General features: G+C 62.4%; 17 protein-coding genes and 1 pseudogene. 9 read left to right on the forward strand and 9 right to left on the reverse strand.

Annotated features, from left to right (window positions below; translation table 11 throughout):
• Position 1 precedes the first annotated feature (1 nt).
• The 6 genes from PspCFBP13528_RS16120 to PspCFBP13528_RS16145 all read right to left on the reverse strand — a co-directional run bounded on the left by PspCFBP13528_RS16120 (position 2) and on the right by PspCFBP13528_RS16145 (position 6584).
• Positions 2-487: a flavin reductase family protein gene (locus tag PspCFBP13528_RS16120; RefSeq protein ID WP_065952751.1), complete on the reverse strand. Its 486-nt coding sequence runs from the start codon at positions 485-487 to the stop codon at positions 2-4.
• Positions 488-499: 12 nt separating this feature from the next.
• The gene (locus PspCFBP13528_RS16125; RefSeq protein WP_065952750.1) at positions 500-1981 is read right to left on the reverse strand and encodes an aldehyde dehydrogenase; all 1482 of its coding nucleotides are present in this window, start codon (positions 1979-1981) and stop codon (positions 500-502) included.
• The gene (locus PspCFBP13528_RS16130; protein ID WP_137200657.1) at positions 1978-2811 is read right to left on the reverse strand and encodes an alpha/beta fold hydrolase; all 834 of its coding nucleotides are present in this window, start codon (positions 2809-2811) and stop codon (positions 1978-1980) included. The genes PspCFBP13528_RS16125 and PspCFBP13528_RS16130 overlap by 4 nt, the downstream gene beginning before the upstream one ends.
• A 39-nt stretch (positions 2812-2850) precedes the next feature.
• The gene (locus PspCFBP13528_RS16135; protein ID WP_049708911.1) at positions 2851-3441 is read right to left on the reverse strand and encodes an amino acid synthesis family protein; all 591 of its coding nucleotides are present in this window, start codon (positions 3439-3441) and stop codon (positions 2851-2853) included.
• 165 nt (positions 3442-3606) lie between these two features.
• The gene (locus PspCFBP13528_RS16140) at positions 3607-5550 is read right to left on the reverse strand and encodes a methyl-accepting chemotaxis protein (RefSeq protein WP_137200659.1); all 1944 of its coding nucleotides are present in this window, start codon (positions 5548-5550) and stop codon (positions 3607-3609) included.
• Positions 5551-5693: 143 nt separating this feature from the next.
• Positions 5694-6584, reverse strand: a complete 891-nt coding sequence (locus PspCFBP13528_RS16145) for a bestrophin family ion channel (RefSeq protein WP_065952747.1) — start codon at positions 6582-6584, stop codon at positions 5694-5696.
• A 342-nt stretch (positions 6585-6926) separates the two neighbouring features.
• Here PspCFBP13528_RS16145 and PspCFBP13528_RS16150 point away from each other — a divergent pair, with 342 nt between their 5' ends.
• Positions 6927-7778 (forward strand): hypothetical protein, encoded by an 852-nt coding sequence (locus tag PspCFBP13528_RS16150; protein WP_175413314.1) that lies wholly within the window; start codon positions 6927-6929, stop codon positions 7776-7778.
• 2 nt (positions 7779-7780) lie between these two features.
• On the forward strand, positions 7781-8806 hold the full coding sequence (locus tag PspCFBP13528_RS16155; protein ID WP_065952745.1) for a GGDEF domain-containing protein: 1026 nt from the start codon (positions 7781-7783) through the stop codon (positions 8804-8806).
• Positions 8807-8823: 17 nt separating this feature from the next.
• Here the strand turns inward: PspCFBP13528_RS16155 and PspCFBP13528_RS16160 are convergent, their stop codons facing one another.
• The gene (locus PspCFBP13528_RS16160) at positions 8824-9123 is read right to left on the reverse strand and encodes a helix-turn-helix domain-containing protein (RefSeq protein ID WP_065952744.1); all 300 of its coding nucleotides are present in this window, start codon (positions 9121-9123) and stop codon (positions 8824-8826) included.
• A gap of 91 nt (positions 9124-9214) precedes the next feature.
• On the opposite strand from PspCFBP13528_RS16160, the gene PspCFBP13528_RS16165 reads away from it, so the two are divergent.
• Both PspCFBP13528_RS16165 and PspCFBP13528_RS16170 read left to right on the forward strand, forming a co-directional pair.
• Complete coding sequence (locus tag PspCFBP13528_RS16165; protein ID WP_101220917.1) at positions 9215-10306, forward strand: NADH:flavin oxidoreductase/NADH oxidase; 1092 nt, start codon at positions 9215-9217, stop codon at positions 10304-10306.
• Between the two features lie 286 nt (positions 10307-10592).
• A complete protein-coding gene (locus PspCFBP13528_RS16170; RefSeq protein ID WP_137200661.1) occupies positions 10593-12728 on the forward strand; it encodes a TonB-dependent receptor in 2136 nt (711 codons plus the stop codon).
• Positions 12729-12863: 135 nt separating this feature from the next.
• Here PspCFBP13528_RS16170 and PspCFBP13528_RS16175 read toward each other — a convergent pair whose 3' ends face one another.
• Both PspCFBP13528_RS16175 and PspCFBP13528_RS16180 read right to left on the reverse strand, forming a co-directional pair.
• On the reverse strand, positions 12864-13586 hold the full coding sequence (locus PspCFBP13528_RS16175) for a FadR/GntR family transcriptional regulator (protein ID WP_065952741.1): 723 nt from the start codon (positions 13584-13586) through the stop codon (positions 12864-12866).
• A gap of 48 nt (positions 13587-13634) precedes the next feature.
• Entirely contained in the window at positions 13635-15371 is a 1737-nt protein-coding gene (locus tag PspCFBP13528_RS16180; RefSeq protein WP_065952740.1) for an IlvD/Edd family dehydratase, read from the reverse strand.
• A gap of 192 nt (positions 15372-15563) precedes the next feature.
• Between PspCFBP13528_RS16180 and PspCFBP13528_RS16185 the strand changes: the two genes are divergently transcribed.
• From PspCFBP13528_RS16185 to PspCFBP13528_RS16210, 5 genes and pseudogenes are all read left to right on the forward strand, one after another.
• On the forward strand, positions 15564-16886 hold the full coding sequence (locus tag PspCFBP13528_RS16185) for an MFS transporter (protein WP_065952739.1): 1323 nt from the start codon (positions 15564-15566) through the stop codon (positions 16884-16886).
• Between the two features lie 15 nt (positions 16887-16901).
• Positions 16902-17891: an AraD1 family protein gene (gene araD1 / locus PspCFBP13528_RS16190; RefSeq protein WP_101220913.1), complete on the forward strand. Its 990-nt coding sequence runs from the start codon at positions 16902-16904 to the stop codon at positions 17889-17891.
• An 11-nt stretch (positions 17892-17902) separates the two neighbouring features.
• The gene (locus PspCFBP13528_RS16195; RefSeq protein WP_065952737.1) at positions 17903-19483 is read left to right on the forward strand and encodes an aldehyde dehydrogenase (NADP(+)); all 1581 of its coding nucleotides are present in this window, start codon (positions 17903-17905) and stop codon (positions 19481-19483) included.
• A 16-nt stretch (positions 19484-19499) separates the two neighbouring features.
• On the forward strand, positions 19500-20363 hold the full coding sequence (locus PspCFBP13528_RS16200) for an SMP-30/gluconolactonase/LRE family protein (protein ID WP_137200663.1): 864 nt from the start codon (positions 19500-19502) through the stop codon (positions 20361-20363).
• Between the two features lie 139 nt (positions 20364-20502).
• A pseudogene (locus PspCFBP13528_RS16210) lies at positions 20503-20678 on the forward strand (arabinose ABC transporter substrate-binding protein); the annotation flags it as partial.

Genomic DNA, 20678 nt, shown 5'->3' on the forward strand with positions numbered 1-20678 from the left:
CTCAGGCCAGGGTCGGCAGCGGGCCCAGCTTGCCTTTGTGATAGATCATCGGCGTGACCGGCTGTGTGGGCAGGATCAGGTTCTTCACCGCGCCGACAATGATCGCGTGGTCGCCGCCGTCGTATTCGCGCCACAACTCGCACTCGATGATGGCCGTGGCGTTGGCCAGCAGCGGGTTGCCCAAGTCGCTCAGGTGCCACTCGATGCCCTTGGCCTTTTCCTTGCCTTTGCTGGCGAAGGCATAGGCTTCGGCGGTCTGGCCGGCGGACAGTAGGTGGATCGCGAAGCGCTTGCTGTCGCGCAGGATCGGGTAGGTGTCCGATGCGTAGTTGGGGCAGAACAGCACCAGGGCCGGGTCGATCGACAGCGCACTGAATGCGCTGGCGGTAATGCCGACGATGCCGCCGTCCGGGTCGAGGGTGGTGACCACCGTGACGCCCGAAGGAAACGAGCTCATGACGTCTTTGTAAATGCCGGGTTCGATCATGGGTGTGGCCTCTTAACGCATCACAAAGGGATCAGGCATGGGCGCCTGGGATAGGTTGATCCACACCGTCTTCAGCTCGGTGTAGGCCAGCACCGAATCGATGCCGCTTTCGCGTCCGTAGCCACTGTTCTTGAAGCCGCCGATGGGCGCCATGGCCGAGACGGCGCGGTAGGTGTTGACCCAGATGATCCCCGAGCGCACGTCCCGGGCCAGTCGATGGGCGCGGCCCAGGTCGCGGGTCCAGATGCCGGCGGCGAGGCCGAACTGCGAGTCGTTGGCAATCGCCAGCGCTTGGGCTTCGTCCTTGAAACGGATCACCGAAGCCACCGGGCCGAACACTTCTTCCTGCATGATTTTCATTGAGTTGGCGTCGCACTCAAACAATGTCGGCTCATAGAACCAGCCCTCACCGAGGTTCTGCGGGCGCTTGCCACCAGTGCGCAGGCGTGCGCCTTCGGCGATGGCGTCCGCCACCAGCCCTTCGACCACAGCCAACTGCTGGGCGGTGGCCATGGGGCCCATTTCGCTGGCATCGTCCAGAGGGTTGCCGATGCGGATGCGCTCGGCACGTGCCACCAGGCGCTCGACGAATTCGTCGTAGATTTCATCCTGCACCAGCAGGCGCGAACCGGACACGCAACTCTGCCCGGACGCCGCATAGATCCCGGCAATCGCACCGTTGATGGCGCTATCGAGGTCGGCGTCGGCAAAAATGATATTCGGTGACTTGCCACCCAGTTCCAGCGACAGCTTGGCGAAGTTCTCCGCACTGCTGCGCACCACATGCCGTGCGGTGGCCGCACCGCCGGTGAAAGCGATCTTGCGCACCTGCGGATGGCGGGTGAGGGCGGCGCCGGTACTCGGGCCGTAGCCGGTCACCACGTTGACCACGCCCGGCGGGATCCCGGCTTCGAGGGCCAGGCGCGCCAATTCCAGGATGGTTGCCGAGGCGTGCTCCGAGGGTTTGATCACGATGGTATTGCCCGCCGCGAGGGCCGGCGCGAGCTTGATTGCGGTCAGGTACAACGGGCTGTTCCACGGAATGATCGCGGCGACCACGCCCATGGCTTCGTGCACTGTGTAGGCGAACAGGTCCGGTTTGTCCAGCGGCAAGGTGCCGCCTTCGAGCTTGTCGGCCAGGCCTGCGGTGTAGTGGAAGAATTCCGGCAGGTAGCTGACCTGGCCACGGGTCTCGCGGATCAGCTTACCGTTGTCGCGGCTTTCCAATTGCGCCAGTTGTTCGATGTTCTGGGCGATCAAGTCACCCAGGCGGCGCAGCAATTTGCCCCGTGCCGTGGCGCTGAGGCCGCGCCAGACCGGACTCTCGAAAGCCGTTTGCGCGGCCTGTACGGCGCGGTCCACGTCGGCTTCATCGGCATCGGGCAATTGCGCCCAGGGTTCGGCCAGGGCCGGGTTGAGGCTGTCGAAAGTCTTGCCGGACAGGGCATCGACCCATTCACCGCCGATGCACATCTGGAAGCGTGCGAGTGTCATGCAACGATCCCCTTTATTGGAGTGTTTTGGGCGTACACGGTGTCCAGGAACCCCAGCAACAGGCTATTGACCAGGCGCGGTGATTCCACCGGCATCATATGCCGTTGCTCGGCCAGCACCGCAACCGTGGCGCCGGGAATACGGTCGGCCAGTTGTCGGGCCATTTCCGGCGTCGAGCCGGGGTCCAGTTCGCCGGTGGCGACCAGGGTGGGCACGCGCAAGCCTTTGAGGTCGTCGGCGCGGTACATGTCCTGGGTCGCAAACAGCTCATAGGTGGTGAGGTAGCCCTGGGGGTCGTTGCCCGCCAGGGTCTGGCGCAACGCGGCGATCTGCGCCGGGTTGGCCGCCTGGTATTCAGGGCTGAACCAGCGCGACAGCGCCGCTTGCGCATTCGCATCCGGACCGTGCTCGGCGGCCTGGGCCGTGCGCGCTATGACGCCGGCACGCTGCTCGGGGCTGCGGTTGAACACACTATTAAGTACCACCAGGCTTTTGAGACGGTCGGGGTAATGCAGGGCAAACGCCCGTGCAACCAAACCGCCCATGGAAAATCCGATCACCGTGGCCTGGGGCAGTTGCAGGTGGTCAAGCAGTTCCAGCAACTGGTCCGCATAGCCGAGCAACGGCGTGCCGGCGGCTGGGCGCGGGCTGGCGCCATGGCCGAGCATGTCATAGCTGATCACATGGTAATTCGTGGCCAGGCCAACGATTTGCCCGCCCCACATTTCTTTGTTCAGGCCCACGCCGTGGATCAAAACCACAGGCTGGCCTTGGCCGGTCGCCAGGTAACTGGTACCCGCCGGGGTGTGTTCAGCGGTGAGCCGAATCATGGAGCGCTCCTGCATGCTTTTTCTTATGGCCGGTGTCGCTTACTGGGCTTTTTCAGCCGCCAGCTCTTCCAGGTCGATGTAACGGTTGCCGATCCGTGGGTGCAGGCGACCGCCATCGGCGCAGCCCAGCACGACGACGATTTCGTCAGCGCGCGGCGCGTCTTCGATCTGCATTTCCAGGGTGATGTAGTGCGAGCGCAGGCCTTCGTCGTCCTTGTGCATCATCGGAATCTGGATCGAGGTACCCGGGCCGCCGCGCTTGTTGGTGAAGCTCAGGTAGCTCTTGGCCTTGACCGCTTCACGGTAGTGGTTGCCGAAGCGCAGGGTATGGATGATCGCGCTCGCATGCTCGATCTCGCCATCGGCGCCCACCACGGCCGCTTTGCCGTAGGCCTCGATGTTCTCGGCGCCACCGATGATGCCCACCAGGCGCTCGACCATCAGCGCGCCGAGGTCGGAGCAGTTGGCGCGGATCTCCGGCTTCAGGTCTTCGACAAAACCACGACCCAGCCAGGGGTTTTTCAGCACCACGGCCAGACCGACCATTTTCACAGGCGTGTCGGAGGCTTTGCCGCCCTCGATAAAGGTCTCTTCTACATAACTGACGATCTTGCGGATTTCGAAACTCATGGGCTGCTCCGTCTAAGTGAGGGTCTGCGTATGATGGTATACCATAATACCAGAAGCGCAATAGGCGAGCGGCAAGATCCCGGGCAAGCGTGCGGGGTTGTTGAGGAGGTGAGGTGTGCAGCGATCAGGCGGTGAAGGGTTCACCGCCTGCTTTGGGAGGGGAGGTCAGAACTTGAAGCGACCCACCAAGCCTTTGAGCTGGCCGGAAATATCGGTCAACCGACCCGACCCGGTCTGCGCCGTATGCGCAAATCCTTCCACCAGCTGTGCATCGGCATGAATCTGCGCGATGTGCCGGTTGATCTCCTCGGCCACCTGGTGCTGTTCTTCGGCGGCGGTGGCGATCTGGGTGTTCTGGTCGCGGATCGAGTCCACCGAGCCACGGATCTTGTCGAAGCTGTCGCGGGCCTGCTGGATGCGCTCCACGCTGGTGTGCGACACCAGCAAACTGCCTTGCATCTGTTGGGTGACTTCCTGGGTGCGACGGGCAAGATTGCCCAGCAGGCTGTCGATCTCGCCGGTGGAGTCGGCAGTGCGTCGGGCCAGGGCGCGGACCTCGTCGGCCACCACCGCAAAACCGCGGCCCTGGTCGCCGGCGCGGGCGGCTTCGATCGCGGCGTTGAGCGCCAGCAGGTTGGTCTGTTCGGCAATCGAACGGATGGTGTCGAGGATGGTGTTGATGTTCTGGCTGTCCTGCTCCAGCAACTGCATGGTCTGGGTCGACTTCTGCAGATCTTCGCTGAGCTTGAGCACGCTGCCGGTGGCTTCGCCGATGTGCTGCTGGCCGTTGTGCACGTCGCGATAGCCTTCGTCGGCGCTCACCGCCGCGGCGCTGCATGAGCGGGCCACTTCATTGGCGGTAGCCACCATTTCGTTGAAGGCGGTGCTCACCAGTTCCACGGCTTCGCGCTGGCGACCGGCGGCCTGGTTCATGTTATTGGCCACTTCACTGGTGTCGGCGGCGGCGGTCTGCAAGTCGGAGGATGCGTTGCCGATACGCTGCACCAGTTGGGCGATCATGCTCAGGAACTGGTTGAACCAGCCGGCCAGGCTGGCGGTTTCGTCCTTGCCTTGCACCTTGAGCTGGCGCGTGAGGTCGCCTTCACCTTCGGCGATCTCTTGCAGGCCATCGGCCACGCCGCGAATCGGGCGCACGATCATGCTGGCGAAACTCGCGCCGACGATGGCGAACACCACGGCCAATACGGCGGCGATGGCCGCGATCAACCAGGTCAGGCGGGTGGCGCCGGCCATCACTTCATCGCGCTTGATCAGCCCGATAAAGCGCCAGCCCAGGTCTTTGGAGCTGACCACGTTGGCCATGTAGGCCACGCCGTCGATGTCGACCTGGGTCACACCGTCGCCGCCCTTGGCCAGTTCGGCGTAGTTGGGGCCCAGGTCGGCCAGGGGCTTGAAGTTGTGCTTGGCATCGCTGGGGTCCACCAGCACGTTGCCGTTGCCTTCCACCAGCATCAGGTAGCCGCTGTCGCCAAGCTTGATGGTGCGCACCAGTTCAGTGAGTTGCTTGAGCGATACGTCCAGACCGACCACGCCGAGAATGTCGCCGGCGGCATCGGCGACGGTACGCACGGTACCGATCAGCACCACGTCGTCCGGGGCCCAGTAGTAGGCACCGGTGCGCACGGTCTTGCCCGGCGCAGCGACGGCGGCCTGGTACCAGGGGCGCACGCGTGGGTCGTAGTTGTTCAGCTTGGTGTCGTCCGGCCAACTGGCGTAGCCACCGTCGCGCAGGCCCAGGGACAGGTAGGCGGTGCTGGGGTGGCTTTTGGCGAACTGGTCGAATATCGCCAGCAGTTCGGTATTGGTCGGTGTGAGGGGGATTTGCGCGGCGTCCGCGCCGGCGTAGCTTTTCAGGTCCTTGGCCGCGACAACGCGCGGGTCCTTGGCCACGTACTCCACGTTCTGGCTGATGCCGTCGAAAAACTGCTTCATGCCATTGTCGATCTGGCGGATCTCGCGACCGCTGCTGTCGAGAAAGTTGGCGAGGGCGCCTTCGCGCACGTTCAGCACCACGATAACGGCGACCAGGATGACCGGCACGCACGCGATGGCCGCAAACGCCCATGTCAGCTTCTGCTTGATATTCATGACTTCACCCGCGGGTATTTATAGTTTTGGCAAGGGGGAAACGGTCGTGCTAAGCGTCGCATGCGTTGTTATGGGGGCGAGGCCATGCGTACCCTCGGTTTATCGACCGAGGGCGCCGGCACTTGAGGGGGAAGGGCGGGGACTCAGCCGATCTGATCGCCGGCCAGGGCGTCGCGGCGCATGGACTGCAGGTTCTTCTCGATGGTTTCGCAGATCGCTTCCATTTGGATCTGATGTTCGCTGGAGCGAAACGGGCTTTGCAGGTCGGTGCCGATACGTTCGATCGCCAGCAGCATGAAGCCCACCACCGTAGAGGCCAGCGGGGTGAACCAGCCGAGGGATTCCACCAGGCCCACGGGGACGATCAGGCAAAACAGCGAGATGAACAGCCGTGGGAAATACACGTAAGGGTAGGGCAGCGGCGTGTTGGCGATGCGCTCCATGCCGCCCTGGGCATTGGACAGGTCCACCAGGGTCGACTCCAGTCGCGCAAGGCGGATGCTGTCCAGGTGACCGGCCTTGTATTCGCGCGCCAGCAAGGCGGCCGAGCCGGTGAGAATATCGTTGGCAAAGTTGTTGGTGGCGCCATTGCGCGCGAATTCCTCGTCAGGGATGAACGCGCGCACTTCCTCCGGGCAGGGCTCGCCCTTGAGGTGCGCGGCCAGGCAATTCACATAGGCCACATGACGGCGCAGCAGGGTGGATTTGATCGGGTTCACTTCGCTGTCGGGATCGTCCAGCAAGGTCAGCACCTGGCGCGCAAAGCTGCGCGAGTTGTTGACCATCGCGCCCCACAAGGTGCGCGCTTCCCACCAGCGGTTGTAGGCACTGCTGTTACGAAAGCTGATCAGCACCACCAGCGCCGAACCCAGCAAGGTCAGGGGCATCAGCGGCAGGTTGATCTTGGTGTTGAGGAACAGCATGAAATCCACCGTGACGGCGATATCCCACAACAACAGCCAGAACAGGGCCCAGCCCACATAGCCCATGGTCTTGATGATCAGGCGGTATTTCTTGAGAAGGGCAGCTTTCAAACGAGAACCTCGCGGCGTGCAGTTGGCGACAGTGCCAGGTTACGACGCCGATGGCGGATGAAGGTTCGCCCGGCGAGACCCGGTTGGATGTTTTAGTCACGGCAAGGCCCTGTGTCGGCAGGAATGTAACAGGAAGTATCTTCGAACTGCCGAGGCCTGAGACCACCTGGGAAACTGGAACAACTTTGGTATTGATGACGTCTTGCGCAGCAATCGCTGTACATTGCGTTCGAGGCAAAAAGCCATTAACCGCAGGGTTTACCACGTGATTTGTTTTGGGGCCGGGCTGCAGGGATTTCGTAGCTGAGATCAGGAATCAAGTTGGATGATCAGGGCTCTTTCATGCATGTCAGTTCGTTGAAGTCGGCTATGTGTAATACCGCGCAAGCGCTCGAACGTCATAAGGATTTTGAATCGTGCTTGAGAGCGCATTACCACGTGCTGCTCGTGCCCTATTCCAGACGACCGTTTTTCTACAAGAGTGCACTTAAATACAGTCGTTTGATGGTGTCGTTTGCGTTATTGAGTGAGTACTTCGCCACACCGTTACCGTTGTTGTCCGAAGTTAAAACCCTGTGCGTAACGCGCAGGTATTGTTCGAAAAACAGCCTGGAGTCAATGTTTCTGTTACTACGCGCGCTGGGCTTCATGGAGGTGGCGCCGCACCCGGAAGACAGTCGTTTTCGGGTGTATGCGCCCTCGGACGAGGCCTGCCGCGAAGCACGCTTGATGTTGACCTCGCTCACTGAGTCGTTGGCGCGGCTGTACCCTGACCGGGCGATCTTCCGGCAAATGCGCGAGTTGGATGATCGCGGCTTCCTGGCCCTCTACTTCAGGGGCTTTGCCATTATTCTCGACGCCGACCTTACGGTCGATGTATTGCTGCCCGAGTGTTACTGGCTGGTGAAAAGAGACGCCGGACACCTGTTGATGCTGGCCATTTATAACGATGCCTTTGCGCCGGAAAATGATCGGGCAACGTTCAGGTCATCGTCCTATCTGGCATTGGCCAAGCAACTTTCGGTGTCCAAGACCCACATTATCCGAATGGTTCAAGAGGGCGTGGAAAAGGGCTATTTCAAAGCGCACTCCAAGACCCGCCTGGAAGTGCTGCCACCCTTCGTCAGCCTGGTAAAGCGGTTCATGGCCTTTTCATTTGCGGTAGGCCTGCATGCTATTGAAATGGGAGCGTAAGGATGCCGGCTCACTTGAAGTTAAGACCCAGGATGCGCAGGTTGCTGTCGCCTGCGGTCACGCAAGCCGAATGGATAGGCATCATTGCCTGGACCGGTATCGGTTGGATCCAGGCCACGCTGTTCGATCTCTGTATGTTGAGTGTCACCCTTGGCCTGTTGCTTGTCTGCCGTGTTCATTCGCTGACCACGAATTTTCTGCTGTGGCGATTGCTGGGGGTGATCTATATCGTGCTGTTGTCCGTGGGGTTTGCCTATGTGATTCACTTGAATCCGCAACTGCGTATCTATGGCTTGCCCTTGGCGGTCACCCTGGTGGTCGGCAGCGCCATCCTGTTTATCAGCGTTCAGGACTATCTGGTCGGCGCGCTGTCGGTGTGGCTCATCCTGTGGTCGCCCATGCAGGCCGAGCTGTATGCCGCAACCCAGGGTTATCTGTTGATATTTTGCGCCTCGTCGGTGTCGATCGGTTTTATCCTCAGTTACTCGTACTTGAAGAACCTGCGTTCGGTGTTGCTGGTGGAAAGTGAGTTTCGCGCCTTGGCCGAGACCGATTACCTGACGTCTATCCTCAACCGGCGAGCGTTCATGCAGAGCTTCGAAAAGTTGCTCGACAGTGGCCACGGTGGCTACTTCATCATGCTCGACATCGACAGTTTCAAGGCCATGAACGACCTGTATGGCCACGACGTCGGGGACAAGATTCTGCGCGCCATGGCGCTCTGCCTGAAAAACGCCAAAGGCAGCTACAGCTTTGGCAGGATCGGCGGGGAAGAGTTCGGGGTGCTGTTGCAAGGCGATGACCCGGCGCTTGCCTGCGAGTTTGTGCTGGATTTGCTGCAGGCGATCCGTTGCAGCGTCGCGGCCCCGCACAACTATACGTGCAGTGCCGGCATGGCGCGCTTTGCGTCAGGTGACGAACTGTCGATGGTACTCAAGATCGCCGACAAGAACCTGTATGGCGCCAAGCGCAATGGCAAGGACTGTGTGCATCTGGATGGCGCACCGCTGCGCCCCGTCGCGGCCTGAAGCGCGGGTCGAGTCGGTCAGCGCTGGGCCAGCACACTGGCCAGCAACCCGGGGAAGCGCTCCTCGAGCTCTTCACGCCGCAACGAGTTCATGTGGGTGGTGCCCACATTGCGCGTGTTCACCAGGCCGGCGTCGCGCAATACCCTGAAGTGATGGGACATGCTGGATTTGGGTCGCCCACCGTCCAGTTCGCCACAGGTGGCTTCGGGCACGCCGGCCAGGCAGCGCACGATGTCCAGGCGCACGGGGTCGCTGAGAGCGTAGAGCAGACGCTCCAGCGTGAGTTCTTGCGGGGTAGGGTGTTTGAAGGCGCGCATGGGGCGAATCATAACAGGGGGGTAGCACTGAATACCATAGTTCGATTACCATCGAACTATCGAATCACTCACCTTTCCCTCGGAGTATCTGATGTCTGCTTTATTCGAACCGTTCAAACTCAAAGACGTTACCCTGCGCAATCGCATTGCCATTCCACCGATGTGCCAATACATGGCCGACGACGGCATGGTCAATGATTGGCACCACGTGCACCTGGCCGGCATGGCCCGCGGCGGTGCCGGCCTGCTGGTGGTCGAGGCCACTGCCGTCGCGCCCGAGGGGCGTATCACCCCAGGCTGCGCCGGTATCTGGAGCGATGCCCATGCCGAGGCCTTCGTGCCGATGGTCAAGGCCATCAAGGCCGCAGGTTCCGTACCGGGCATCCAGATTGCCCACGCCGGTCGCAAAGCCAGCGCCAATCGTCCATGGGAAGGTGACGACCACATCCCTGCCTCGGATGCCCGTAGCTGGGAAACCATCGCCCCGTCGGCGATCGCGTTCGGCGCGAACCTGCCCAACGTGCCGCGTGCCATGACCCTGGACGATATCGCCCGCGTCCAGCAGGATTTCGTCGACGCCGCCCGTCGCGCCCGTGATGCCGGTTTTGAGTGGATCGAACTGCACTTCGCCCATGGTTACCTGGGCCAGAGCTTTTTCTCCGAACACTCCAACCAGCGTACCGACGCCTACGGTGGCAGCTTCGACAACCGCAGCCGCTTCCTCCTGGAAACCCTGGCCGCCGTGCGTGAAGTCTGGCCAGAAAACCTGCCGCTTACCGCACGCTTCGGTGTGATCGAATACGACGGTCGCGACGAGCAGACCCTGACCGAGTCCATCGAACTGGCTCGCCGCTTCAAGGCCGGTGGTCTGGACCTGCTGAGCGTCAGCGTCGGGTTCACCATTCCCGACACCAACATCCCGTGGGGGCCGGCCTTCATGGGCCCGATCGCCGAGCGTGTGCGCCGCGAAGCGGGCATTCCGGTGACGTCGGCATGGGGCTTTGGTACGCCGCAACTGGCCGAAGGCGCGCTGCAGGCCGGGCATCTTGACCTGGTGTCGGTGGGCCGTGCACACCTGGCGGATCCGCATTGGGCCTACTTTGCGGCCAAGGAGCTGGGCGTGGACAAATCGTCCTGGACCCTGCCGGCGCCTTACGCGCATTGGTTGGAACGCTATCGTTGAGCTAGCGGGTTGTAGGGTAGCCGCTTTCCTGTGGGAGGGGGCTTGCGCCCGATAGCAGTGGGTCAGTCTCGATAGTTTCGACTGATACACCGCTATCGGGGGCAAGCCCCCTCCCACATTTTGTTTTTCATGCCTCAGATAACTCCGAGTCACTCCATACAAAGTTGATACACGAAAAACAACAAATGAGAACCGATATCAAACGAGAATTGTTTGATATATGATGCGCGGCGAATTCTTGGCAGGTTTGCCGCCCCATCTGGCTCATTCACTAGGTTCAACATCCATGCGTCGTACCCTGATTTCCATCTGTGTGCTTCAGGCGTTTTCGCCCTTTACCTGGGCAGAGGACGCCCCTGCTGACAAAGCCGGCATTGAGCTGCAAGCGACCAATGTGACCGCCACGGCGGATTTCGAGTCGGCCCAGGGACCGGTGCAGGGCTACCACGCCACACGATCAGCCAGTGCGACGCGCACCGACACTTCGATTCATGAAACCCCGCAGTCCATCAGCGTGGTGTCCAAGGATGTGGTTGAAGACATCGGCGCAACGCGCCTGCAGGATGCCCTCGACTATGCCGGCGGCGTGGGCCGCGCCAACAATTTCGGTGGCCAGGGCCTGACCACCTTCACCGTGCGTGGCTTCACCACCGGTGAATTTTACCGCAACGGCTTCCCGATCAATCGGGGTTACCCGAACATGCCGGATGCCAATACCATCGAGCGCCTGGAGGTATTGCGCGGCCCCGCGACCATGCTCTACGGCCGTGGCGACCCGGGTGGCACGTTCAACGTGGTGTCCAAGCAGCCGCTGGCCGAACGCAGCGTCACCCTGGGCAGCCAAGTCAATGACCAGGGCATGCAGCGCGGCACCCTGGACGCCTCCGGCCCGCTGGACGAAGAAGGCCGCCTGGCCTATCGCCTGAACGTGGTGGGCGAGGGCGGCGACACCTTTCGCGATCACGTCGAGACCGAGCGTTACGGCGTGGCGCCGGTTATCACCTGGCAGGCCAGCGATGACACCAAGGTGATCTTCGAAGGCGACTTCATGCGCAACAATCATCCGCTGGACCGTGGCCTGACGCGCTTGCCCAACCAGCGCGGCACGCCCTCGCGCGACACGTTCTGGGGCGACAAGGACGCCGGCAAGCTGCACAACGACAACAACATGGCGCAATTGCGTTTCGAACATGCGCTCAACGACAACTGGACCCTCGGCGGCGGCTTCCAGTGGCTGGACGGCAGTTTGAAAGGCAACGCCATCGAGGCCAACGGGCCGGGCAGCCTGGGCGCCGATGGCCGCACCCTGCAACGCAACTTCAACTACCGCAAGCTGGAGTGGACCGACAAGGACTACCAGCTCAACCTGACCGGGCATTTTTCCACTGGCGGGTTCGACCACACCTTGCTCACAGGCGTGGAGTACGAGGACTACGATTACAAGTCGATCATCCAGCGTTCCAGCGCCGCTGCGGGGACTTACCCAATCGACATCTTCAACCCGGTGTACGGCCAGCCTCGTCCGGCGCTGACCCGCACGCCCACCCACGACAAAGAAAACCTCAAGACCTACGCCGCGTTTGTGCAGGATCAGGTCGCCTTGACCGAACGCTTGAAAGTGCTCGCGGGTGCGCGCTTCGAACGTTTTGAACACGCTTACGACACCTTCGTGCCGGGCAGTAAAAACTGGCAGGCCGCCGACAATGCCGTCACCCCGCGAGTGGGGGTGATCTACGACCTTACCGACACCGTCGCGGTGTATGCCGACGCCGCACGTTCGTTCAAGCCCAACACCGGCGCCAGCCGTGAGGGCGGTGGTTTCGCACCGGAGAAGGGCAAGTCCTACGAGATGGGTATCAAGTGGGAAGCGCTTGACCGCCAACTGAGCGTCGACGCGGCGATCTACCAGATCGACAAGAAAAACGTGCTGACCACCGACCCGGTGGACAACACCTTCAGCGTCGCTGCCGGCCAGGTGCGCAGCCGCGGGTTCGACCTGAACGTGGCGGGCAACCTCACACCCGAGTGGCGCATGATCGGCGGTTACGCCTACGTGGATGCCGAAGTCACCCGCGACAACACATTGCGCTCCGGCACGCGCTTGATGAACATCCCGCGCAACAGCTTCAGCCTGCTCAACGTCTACGAGTTCCAGGACGGCGCTCTGAAAGGGCTGGGCCTTGGCGCCGGCGGCAAATACGTCGACCAGCGCGCCGGCCAGACCGCCAACACGGCCTTCTCGATGGACGCGTACACCGTGGTCGATCTGCTCGGGTACTACAAAATCAATGAACAGGTACGCGTCAATCTGGACGTGAAAAACCTGTTCAACCGTGAGTATGAAGAGGGCGCCTTCGGCAATATCTACGCCTACCCAGGCGCACCGCGCACGGTGCAGGTCGGAATCGCCTACACCCTCTGAGGTTGTACACAGTTCCAGATGTGGGAGGGGGCTTGCCCCCGATGGCGGTGTATCAGTCAAAAATATTGAGACTGATCCACTGCCATCGGGGGCAAGCCCCCTCCCACATCTGATCCCATTTATACCCTGGGCGCGCTACAACGGCGTCAACACATTCATCACCGTATCCAGCGCCACCCGCGTGTCATCCAGCTGCACCAGCGAGGCATGCCGCGCGCCCAGTGCATCGCGGTTCTGGATCGCGGTCAGAATCGCCTTGTGCCGGGGCAGGCTCAGGCCCTGGATGTCCGGGCGGCGGTTGGTGATGTTGATCGATTCGCGCAAGGGCAGCGAGAGCATGTTGCACATGTAGGCGAGCAGGTCGTTGCGCGTGGCGTCGGCAATCGCGCGGTGAAAATCCAGGTCGGCCTGCAACAGCTCGTCGTGGGTCTTGGCGGTTTCCATGCCCTGGTAGGCGTGTTCGATGGTGGCGATGTCTTCATCGGTGGCGGTGGTCGCGGCCATGGCGGCGATTTCCGGTTCGAGAATGCGCCGCACCCCAGCCAGGGTGTTGAAGAATTCACTGTGGGGCGTGGACTGCATCAACCAGGACAGCACGTCCGGGTCGAGCAGGTGCCATTTCAAGCGCGGCCGCACCACGGCGCCCACCCGGGGCTTGGAATACACCAGGCCCTTGGCGCTGAGCACCCGGGTCGCCTCGCGGAGCACCGAACGGCTGACCTTGTATTCCTCGCACAGCGTGGCTTCCATGGGCAGTCTTTCTTCGGGCTTGAAGCGACCGGAAACGATGTGCATGCCCAAGTCCTGAACGATCTGGGCATGCATGCTCTTGCGCGGCTTGGGCGGCTGGTGATCCATAACGACGGGCAGGCTCTGGCTTAGATTCGCCGCATCATAGCATCCCAATTAGTGGGAATGCCGTGGGACTTCGGCGCCACGGCAGCCCACCAGGAAGTCAAAGTCGCAGCCCTGGTCGGCCTGCAGCACATGGTCGATGTACAGCTGGCGATAGCCGCCGACGATGAGTTTTTCGGTGGGCGCCAGGTCGGCCATGCGCGCCGCCAGCTCTGCGTCGGGGATGTCCAGGTGCAAGCGGCCATTGGCGCAGTCCAGTTCGATCCAGTCGCCTTCCTTCACCGCGGCCAAGGGCCCGCCGGCCGCGGCTTCCGGCGCCACGTGCAGCACCACCGTGCCGTAAGCGGTGCCACTCATGCGCGCATCGGAAATGCGCACCATATCCGTCACGCCCTGGGCCAGCAGCTTGGCCGGCAGGCCCATATTGCCGACCTCGGCCATGCCTGGGTAACCCTTGGGCCCGCAGTTTTTCATGACCAGGATCGAGTTGGCGTCCACGTCCAGCGCCGGGTCGTTGATGCGGGCCTTGTACATGTCGAAGTTTTCGAACACCACCGCGCGGCCCCGGTGCTGCATCAGCTCGGCGCTGGCGGCCGACGGCTTGAGCACCGCACCCAGTGGCGCCAGGTTGCCGCGCAGCACGCAGATGCCGCCGTCGGCGCGGATCGGGTTATCGAGGGTGCGGATCACCTGGTCCTGGCCGTAGATCGGTGAGTCCTTGGTATTCTCGCCCAGCGACTTGCCGTTCACGGTCAGGGCGTTCGGGTGCGGGATCAGGTCGGCTTCGCCCAGGCGTCGCAACACGGCGGGCAGGCCACCGGCGTAGTAGAACTCCTCCATCAAAAAGCGCCCCGACGGCTGCAAATCGACGATGGTCGGCATGCCACGTCCGATGCGGGTCCAGTCATCCAGGTCGAGCTCGACGCCGATGCGCCCGGCGATGGCTTTCAGGTGAATCACCGCGTTGGTCGAACCGCCGATGGCCGCGTTCACGCGGATCGCGTTTTCGAAGGCTTCCTTGGTGAGGATTTTCGACAGCTTCAAGTCTTCACGCACCATCTCCACCGCGCGCATGCCCGACATGTGCGCCAGTACGTAACGCCGCGCATCCACCGCCGGGATCGCTGCGTTGTGCGGCAGGGAAGTGCCCAGCGCCTCGGCCATGCAGGCCATGGTCGACGCGGTGCCCATGGTGTTGCAGGTACCCGCCGAGCGCGACATGCCGCCTTCGGCCGCAAGGAAATCATCCAGGGTGATGGTGCCGGCCTTGACCTGTTCGCTGAGCTGCCACACCACCGTGCCCGAGCCGATGTCCTGGCCCTTGTGCTTGCCGTTGAGCATCGGCCCGCCGGTGACAACGATGGCCGGCACATCGCAACTGGCGGCGCCCATCAGCAGCGCCGGGGTGGTTTTGTCGCAGCCGGTCAGCAACACCACGCCATCGATCGGGTTGCCGCGAATCGCCTCTTCCACATCCATGCTCGCCAGGTTGCGCGTGAGCATGGCGGTAGGGCGCAGGTTGGATTCGCCGTTGGAGAACACCGGAAATTCCACCGGGAAGCCACCGGCTTCGATCACGCCGCGTTTGACGTGCTCGGCGATCTGGCGGAAATGCGCGTTGCACGGGGTCAGCTCCGACCAGGTGTTGCAGATGCCGATGATCGGCTTGCCATGGAACTGATGGTCGGCAATGCCCTGGTTCTTCATCCAGCTGCGGTACATGAAGCCGTTCTTGTCGGCAGTACCGAACCACTGGGCGGAGCGTAGGCCGGGCTTTTTATCAGACATGATCGATTCTCTTATTGTATGACTATATGTTCTAACCGTAGCTAAACATAAGCGCAAAGACCAAGCTTTGGAAGAGTTGTTTTGTAAATAGTCCTACTATATAGTCTTTCTCAACTGAGGTATGACCCTGGCGGATTTTCGCGAGAGGCGTCCCCCGAGCTTCTATAAAAACAACAATCGGAGATCGACCCCATGAGCCAGGAACTGCGGCTTATTCGGCGCATCACGCTGAAACTGATTCCCTTCCTGATCCTGCTGTACCTGATTGCCTACGTGGACCGCTCCGCCGTGGGCTTCGCCAAGCTGCACATGGGCGCCGACGTCGGCATCGGCGATGCGGCCTATGGCCTGGGCGCGGGGTTGTTCTTCATTGGCTACTTCCTGTTCGAGATTCCCAGCAACCTGATGCTCGACCGCTTCGGCGCGCGGCGCTGGTTTGCGCGCATCATGATCACCTGGGGCACCATCACCATCGGCATGGCCTTTGTGCAGGGGCCGCACAGCTTCTATGTGATGCGCTTTCTGCTTGGCGCGGCAGAGGCGGGGTTCTTTCCCGGCGTTTTGTACTACATCACCCAATGGTTCCCGGTGCGCCATCGCGGCAAGATCCTCGGGCTGTTCATTCTCTCCCAACCCATCGCGATGATGATCACCGGCCCGGTGTCGGGCGGCCTGCTGGGCATGGATGGGATTCTCGGCCTGCACGGCTGGCAGTGGCTGTTTATCGTGATCGGCACCCCGGCGATCCTGCTGACCTGGCCGGTGCTGCGCTACCTGCCGGACGGTCCCAAACAGGTCAAGTGGATGAGCGAGGAAGAAAAGGCCTGGCTCACGGGTGAGTTGAACAAAGACCTGCAAGCCTACGGCCAGACCCGCCATGGCAACCCGCTGCATGCGTTGAAAGACAAACGCGTGTTGCTGCTGGCGCTGTTCTACCTGCCGGTGACCCTGAGCATCTACGGCCTGGGCCTGTGGCTGCCGACCTTGATCAAGCAGTTTGGCGGCAGTGACCTCACTACCGGCTTCATCTCGGCCGTGCCCTACCTCTTCGGCATCATCGGTTTGCTGATCATTCCGCGCAGTTCCGACCGCCTGAACGACCGTTATGGCCATCTCGCCGTGCTCTATGTGCTGGGCGCCATCGGCCTGTTCTCAAGCGCCTGGCTGAGCGCGCCAGTGCTGCAAATGGCCGCGCTGTGCCTGGCCGCATTCGCCATGTTTTCCTGCACGGCGGTGTTCTGGACCTTGCCGGGGCGGTTCTTCGCCGGCGCCAGTGCGGCGGCGGGTATTGCGTTGATCAACTCGGTGGGCAACCTCGGCGGCTATATCGGCCCGTTCGTGATCGGTGCGCTCAAGGAATACACCGGCAACCTGGCCTCGGGCCTGTATTTCCTGTCTGCGGTGATGGTGTTCGGGCTGGTCTTGACCGGCGTGGTCTACCGCGTGCTGGAGCGCAAGCATGTGCTGCCCGTCGACCAATTCGCCGCCAGCGCCCGTGGCGCCACACGACCTTAATCTGGGAGAAAATTCATGCGTTTAGTTCAGTTCGAGTCAAGCAACGGCGAACGCCGCGTCGGCGTCGTCGCGGGCAGTCAACTGCGTGAGGTGCGCACGGCGCGCAGCGTGCGCGAACTGGCCCTGGCCGCCATCGAAGCGGGCGTGAGCCTGGAACAACAGGTGAACGGCCTCGGTCTGGGCGACAGCCACGACTATGCGAGCCTGCTGGCCGACCTGAAGGTCCTGCCGCCGCTGGATCATCCGGACCCCGCGCACATGCTGATCAGCGGCACCGGCCTGACCCACCTGGGCAGCGCCTCGGCACGCGACAAGATGCACCAGGCGGGCGACGAGACCGCCTTGACCGACACCATGCGCATCTTCAAATGGGGCGTGGAGGGCGGCAAGCCGGCGGCCGGCCAGGCGGGCGTGCAACCTGAGTGGTTCTACAAGGGCGACGGCAGCACCGTCGTGCGCCCGGGCGCTGCCTTCCCGGTGCCGCCGTTTGCCGAAGATGCCGGTGAAGAGCCGGAAATCGGTGGCCTCTACGTGATCGGCCCGGACAGCAAGCCCTATCGTGTGGGCTTTGCGGTGGGTAACGAGTTCTCCGACCACATCATGGAGCGCAAGAACTACCTGTACCTGGCCCATTCCAAACTGCGCAGTTGCAGCTATGGCCCGGAAGTGCGCGTGGGCGAGTTGCCCCAGCACCTGGCGGGCACCAGCCGTATCCTGCGCAACGGCGAGGAAATCTGGCGGAACGAATTCCTCAGCGGCGAGGCCAATATGTGCCACAGCCTGGAAAACCTCGAGTACCACCACTTCAAATACCGTCAGTTCCTCAAGCCCGGCGATGTGCATATTCACTTCTTCGGCACCGCCACGCTGTCATTTGCCGACGGTATACGTACCCAGGCCGGCGATGTGTTCGAGATCAGCCAGGCCGAGTTCGGCGCGCCGCTGGTCAACCGTGTCGGCAGCAGCGATGCGGCATTCGAACCCGGCAACGTCATCACCCTTTAAAGGAGAGCCCCATGACCCAGTTCCTCGGCCACAACTATATCGGCGGCCAGCGCAGCGCCAACGGCAGCGTCAAGCTGCAAAGCGTCGACGCGACCACCGGCCAGGCCTTGCCTCAGGATTTCTATCAGGCCACCCCGGAAGAAGTCGACGCCGCCGCCAAGGCGGCCGCGCAGGCATATCCCGCCTACCGCGCATTGAGTGCGGCACGGCGCGCGCAGTTTCTGGATGCGATCGCCGACGAACTGGATGCCCTGAGCGATAACTTCGTCGAGTTGGTGTGCCGCGAAACCGCCTTGCCGGCTGCGCGTATCAAGGGCGAGCGTGGGCGTACCAGCGGCCAGATGCGCCTGTTCGCAAGCGTGCTGCGACGCGGTGATTTCTACGGTGCACGCATCGACAAGGCACTGCCGGATCGCCAGCCGCTGCCACGCCCGGACCTGCGTCAATACCGCATCGGCCTCGGCCCGGTGGCCGTGTTTGGCGCAAGCAACTTCCCGCTGGCTTTTTCCACGGCGGGTGGCGATACCGCGGCGGCGTTGGCGGCAGGTTGCCCGGTGGTCTTCAAGGCGCACAGCGGTCACATGGCCACGGCCGAACAGGTCGCCAACGCGATCATCCGCGCAGCAGAAGCCACCGAGATGCCCGCCGGTGTATTCAACATGATCTTTGGCGGCGGCGTCGGCGAAGCGCTGGTCAAGCATCCGGCGATCCAGGCAGTGGGCTTTACCGGTTCGCTCAAGGGCGGCCGTGCCCTGTGCGACATGGCGGCAGCACGCCCGCAACCGATCCCGGTGTTTGCCGAGATGTCGAGCATCAACCCGGTGATCGTATTGCCCCAGGCCCTCAAGGCACGGGCTGAAAGCGTGGCCCGCGACCTGACCGCTTCGGTGGTGCAAGGCTGCGGCCAGTTCTGCACCAACCCAGGCCTGGTGATCGGCATCGCGTCGCCCGAATTCACGGCATTTACTCAACAAGTGGCGCAACTGATCGCCGATCAACCGGCGCAGACCATGCTCAACGCCGGTACCCTGGGCAGCTACGGCAAGGGCCTGGAAAAACTCCGGTCCCACGCCGGGATCGAGCACCTGGCAGGCAACGCGCAATCGGGCAACCAGGCGCAGCCGCAACTGTTCAAAGCCGATGCACGCCTGTTGATCGACGGCGACGAAGTGCTGCAGGAAGAAGTCTTCGGCCCCACCACGGTGTTTGTCGAAGTCGCCGACCAGGCCCAGCTCAGCGCCGCCTTGCACGGCCTGCACGGGCAGTTGACGGCTACGATTATTGGCGAGCCGGCCGATCTGCAACAGTTCGCCGAGCTGACGCCGCTGCTGGAGCAGAAAGTCGGGCGCATCCTGCTCAACGGTTACCCCACCGGCGTGGAAGTCTGCGATTCGATGGTGCACGGCGGGCCATACCCGGCCACCTCCGATGCCCGTGGCACCTCGGTCGGCACCTTGGCCATCGATCGTTTCCTGCGCCCGGTGTGCTTCCAGAACTACCCTGACAGCCTGCTGCCCGACGCGCTGAAGAACGCCAACCCGCTGCGTATCCAGCGGCTGGTGGATGGCGCGCCGTCTCGCGAATCGCTGTAAGTCACCCGGAGGCTTCATGACGTTGAGCGCAGTCACCTCACACCGTGCCCGGTTGGGCGAAGGGCCGTTCTGGGATGGGCGGTCCCAGGCCCTTTATTGGGTGGATATCGCCGCCCGGCAGGCGCTGCGCCTGATGGGCGGGCAGTTGCGGGTCTGGCAATTGCCCGAGCACGTCTCGGCGTTCATTCCCTGTGAAAGCGGCGATGCACTGGTGACCCTGAGCAGCGGTGTGTACCGGCTGGACTTGAGCACCGAAGCCTTGACCCTGCTGTGCGTCGCCGACCCGCAAGCGGGCAACCGTGGCAATGAAGCGCGCTGTGATGCCCAGGGCCGACTGTGGCTGGGCACCATGCAAAACAATATCGGCGAGCAGGGTGAAGACCTGCCCGTCACGCGACGCTCCGGCGGCCTGTTTCGCATCGATGCCGATGCGCAGGTCACGCCATTGCTCAGCGGGCTGGGCATTCCCAATACCTTGCTGTGGAACGAGGAGGGTAGCCAGGTGCACTTTGGCGACAGCCTGGATGGCACGCTCTATCAGCATTCGATCCACGCCGATGGCCAGCTTGCACCGGCACAGGTGTGGTTCGGTCCGCACGAGCGCGGCGGGCCGGACGGCTCGGCCATGGACGCGCAAGGCTATATCTGGAATGCGCGCTGGGACGGCAGTTGTCTGCTGCGCCTTGCGCCTGACGGTCAGGTGGACCGCATCATCGAACTGCCGGTCAGCCGCCCGACCAGTTGCGTGTTCGGTGGCCCCAACCTCACCATCCTGTATATCACCAGCGCCGCCAGCCCCCTGGCTCACCCCCTGGACGGTGCGGTGCTGGCCATAGAAGTTGATGTCCCTGGCAAACCTTGCCATCGCTTTGCCGGATAAACCCTGTAGGAGCGGGCTTGCCCGCGAAAAAACGTCAACGACAACGCGTTCATCCTGGATGAACGCGGGGCTCTCAGGTTTTTCGCGAGCAAGCTCGCTCCTACAAAAAAACACAAAACAACAACAAGGAGTCACCCGTATGAATCGTCGTCCTGGTTTGCGTTCCCTGTGCTGCGCCGCTGTGGCGGTCTCGGCCATGAGCTTGAGCGGGCTGTTGCTGGCCGCTGAAGAAGTGAAGATCGGCTTCCTGGTCAAGCAGGCCGAAGAACCCTGGTTCCAGACCGAATGGGCCTTCGCCGAAAAAGCCGGCAAGGA

The sequence above is a fragment of the Pseudomonas sp. CFBP13528 genome (assembly GCF_005233615.1).
Lineage (GTDB): Bacteria > Pseudomonadota > Gammaproteobacteria > Pseudomonadales > Pseudomonadaceae > Aquipseudomonas > Aquipseudomonas fluorescens_AM.

Coding starts and splice junctions, on each gene's coding strand:
- PspCFBP13528_RS16160 (WP_065952744.1), bottom strand. CDS start 9,123: ATGCGCGCCTTCAAACACCCTACCCCGCAAGAACTCACGCTGGAGCGT.
- PspCFBP13528_RS16130 (WP_137200657.1), bottom strand. CDS start 2,811: ATGATTCGGCTCACCGCTGAACACACCCCGGCGGGTACCAGTTACCTG.
- PspCFBP13528_RS16185 (WP_065952739.1), top strand. CDS start 15,564: ATGAGCCAGGAACTGCGGCTTATTCGGCGCATCACGCTGAAACTGATT.
- PspCFBP13528_RS16170 (WP_137200661.1), top strand. CDS start 10,593: ATGCGTCGTACCCTGATTTCCATCTGTGTGCTTCAGGCGTTTTCGCCC.
- PspCFBP13528_RS16120 (WP_065952751.1), bottom strand. CDS start 487: ATGATCGAACCCGGCATTTACAAAGACGTCATGAGCTCGTTTCCTTCG.
- PspCFBP13528_RS16180 (WP_065952740.1), bottom strand. CDS start 15,371: ATGTCTGATAAAAAGCCCGGCCTACGCTCCGCCCAGTGGTTCGGTACT.
- PspCFBP13528_RS16165 (WP_101220917.1), top strand. CDS start 9,215: ATGTCTGCTTTATTCGAACCGTTCAAACTCAAAGACGTTACCCTGCGC.
- araD1 (WP_101220913.1), top strand. CDS start 16,902: ATGCGTTTAGTTCAGTTCGAGTCAAGCAACGGCGAACGCCGCGTCGGC.
- PspCFBP13528_RS16150 (WP_175413314.1), top strand. CDS start 6,927: ATGCATGTCAGTTCGTTGAAGTCGGCTATGTGTAATACCGCGCAAGCG.
- PspCFBP13528_RS16140 (WP_137200659.1), bottom strand. CDS start 5,550: ATGAATATCAAGCAGAAGCTGACATGGGCGTTTGCGGCCATCGCGTGC.
- PspCFBP13528_RS16175 (WP_065952741.1), bottom strand. CDS start 13,586: ATGGATCACCAGCCGCCCAAGCCGCGCAAGAGCATGCATGCCCAGATC.
- PspCFBP13528_RS16155 (WP_065952745.1), top strand. CDS start 7,781: ATGCCGGCTCACTTGAAGTTAAGACCCAGGATGCGCAGGTTGCTGTCG.
- PspCFBP13528_RS16135 (WP_049708911.1), bottom strand. CDS start 3,441: ATGAGTTTCGAAATCCGCAAGATCGTCAGTTATGTAGAAGAGACCTTT.
- PspCFBP13528_RS16200 (WP_137200663.1), top strand. CDS start 19,500: ATGACGTTGAGCGCAGTCACCTCACACCGTGCCCGGTTGGGCGAAGGG.
- PspCFBP13528_RS16125 (WP_065952750.1), bottom strand. CDS start 1,981: ATGACACTCGCACGCTTCCAGATGTGCATCGGCGGTGAATGGGTCGAT.
- PspCFBP13528_RS16195 (WP_065952737.1), top strand. CDS start 17,903: ATGACCCAGTTCCTCGGCCACAACTATATCGGCGGCCAGCGCAGCGCC.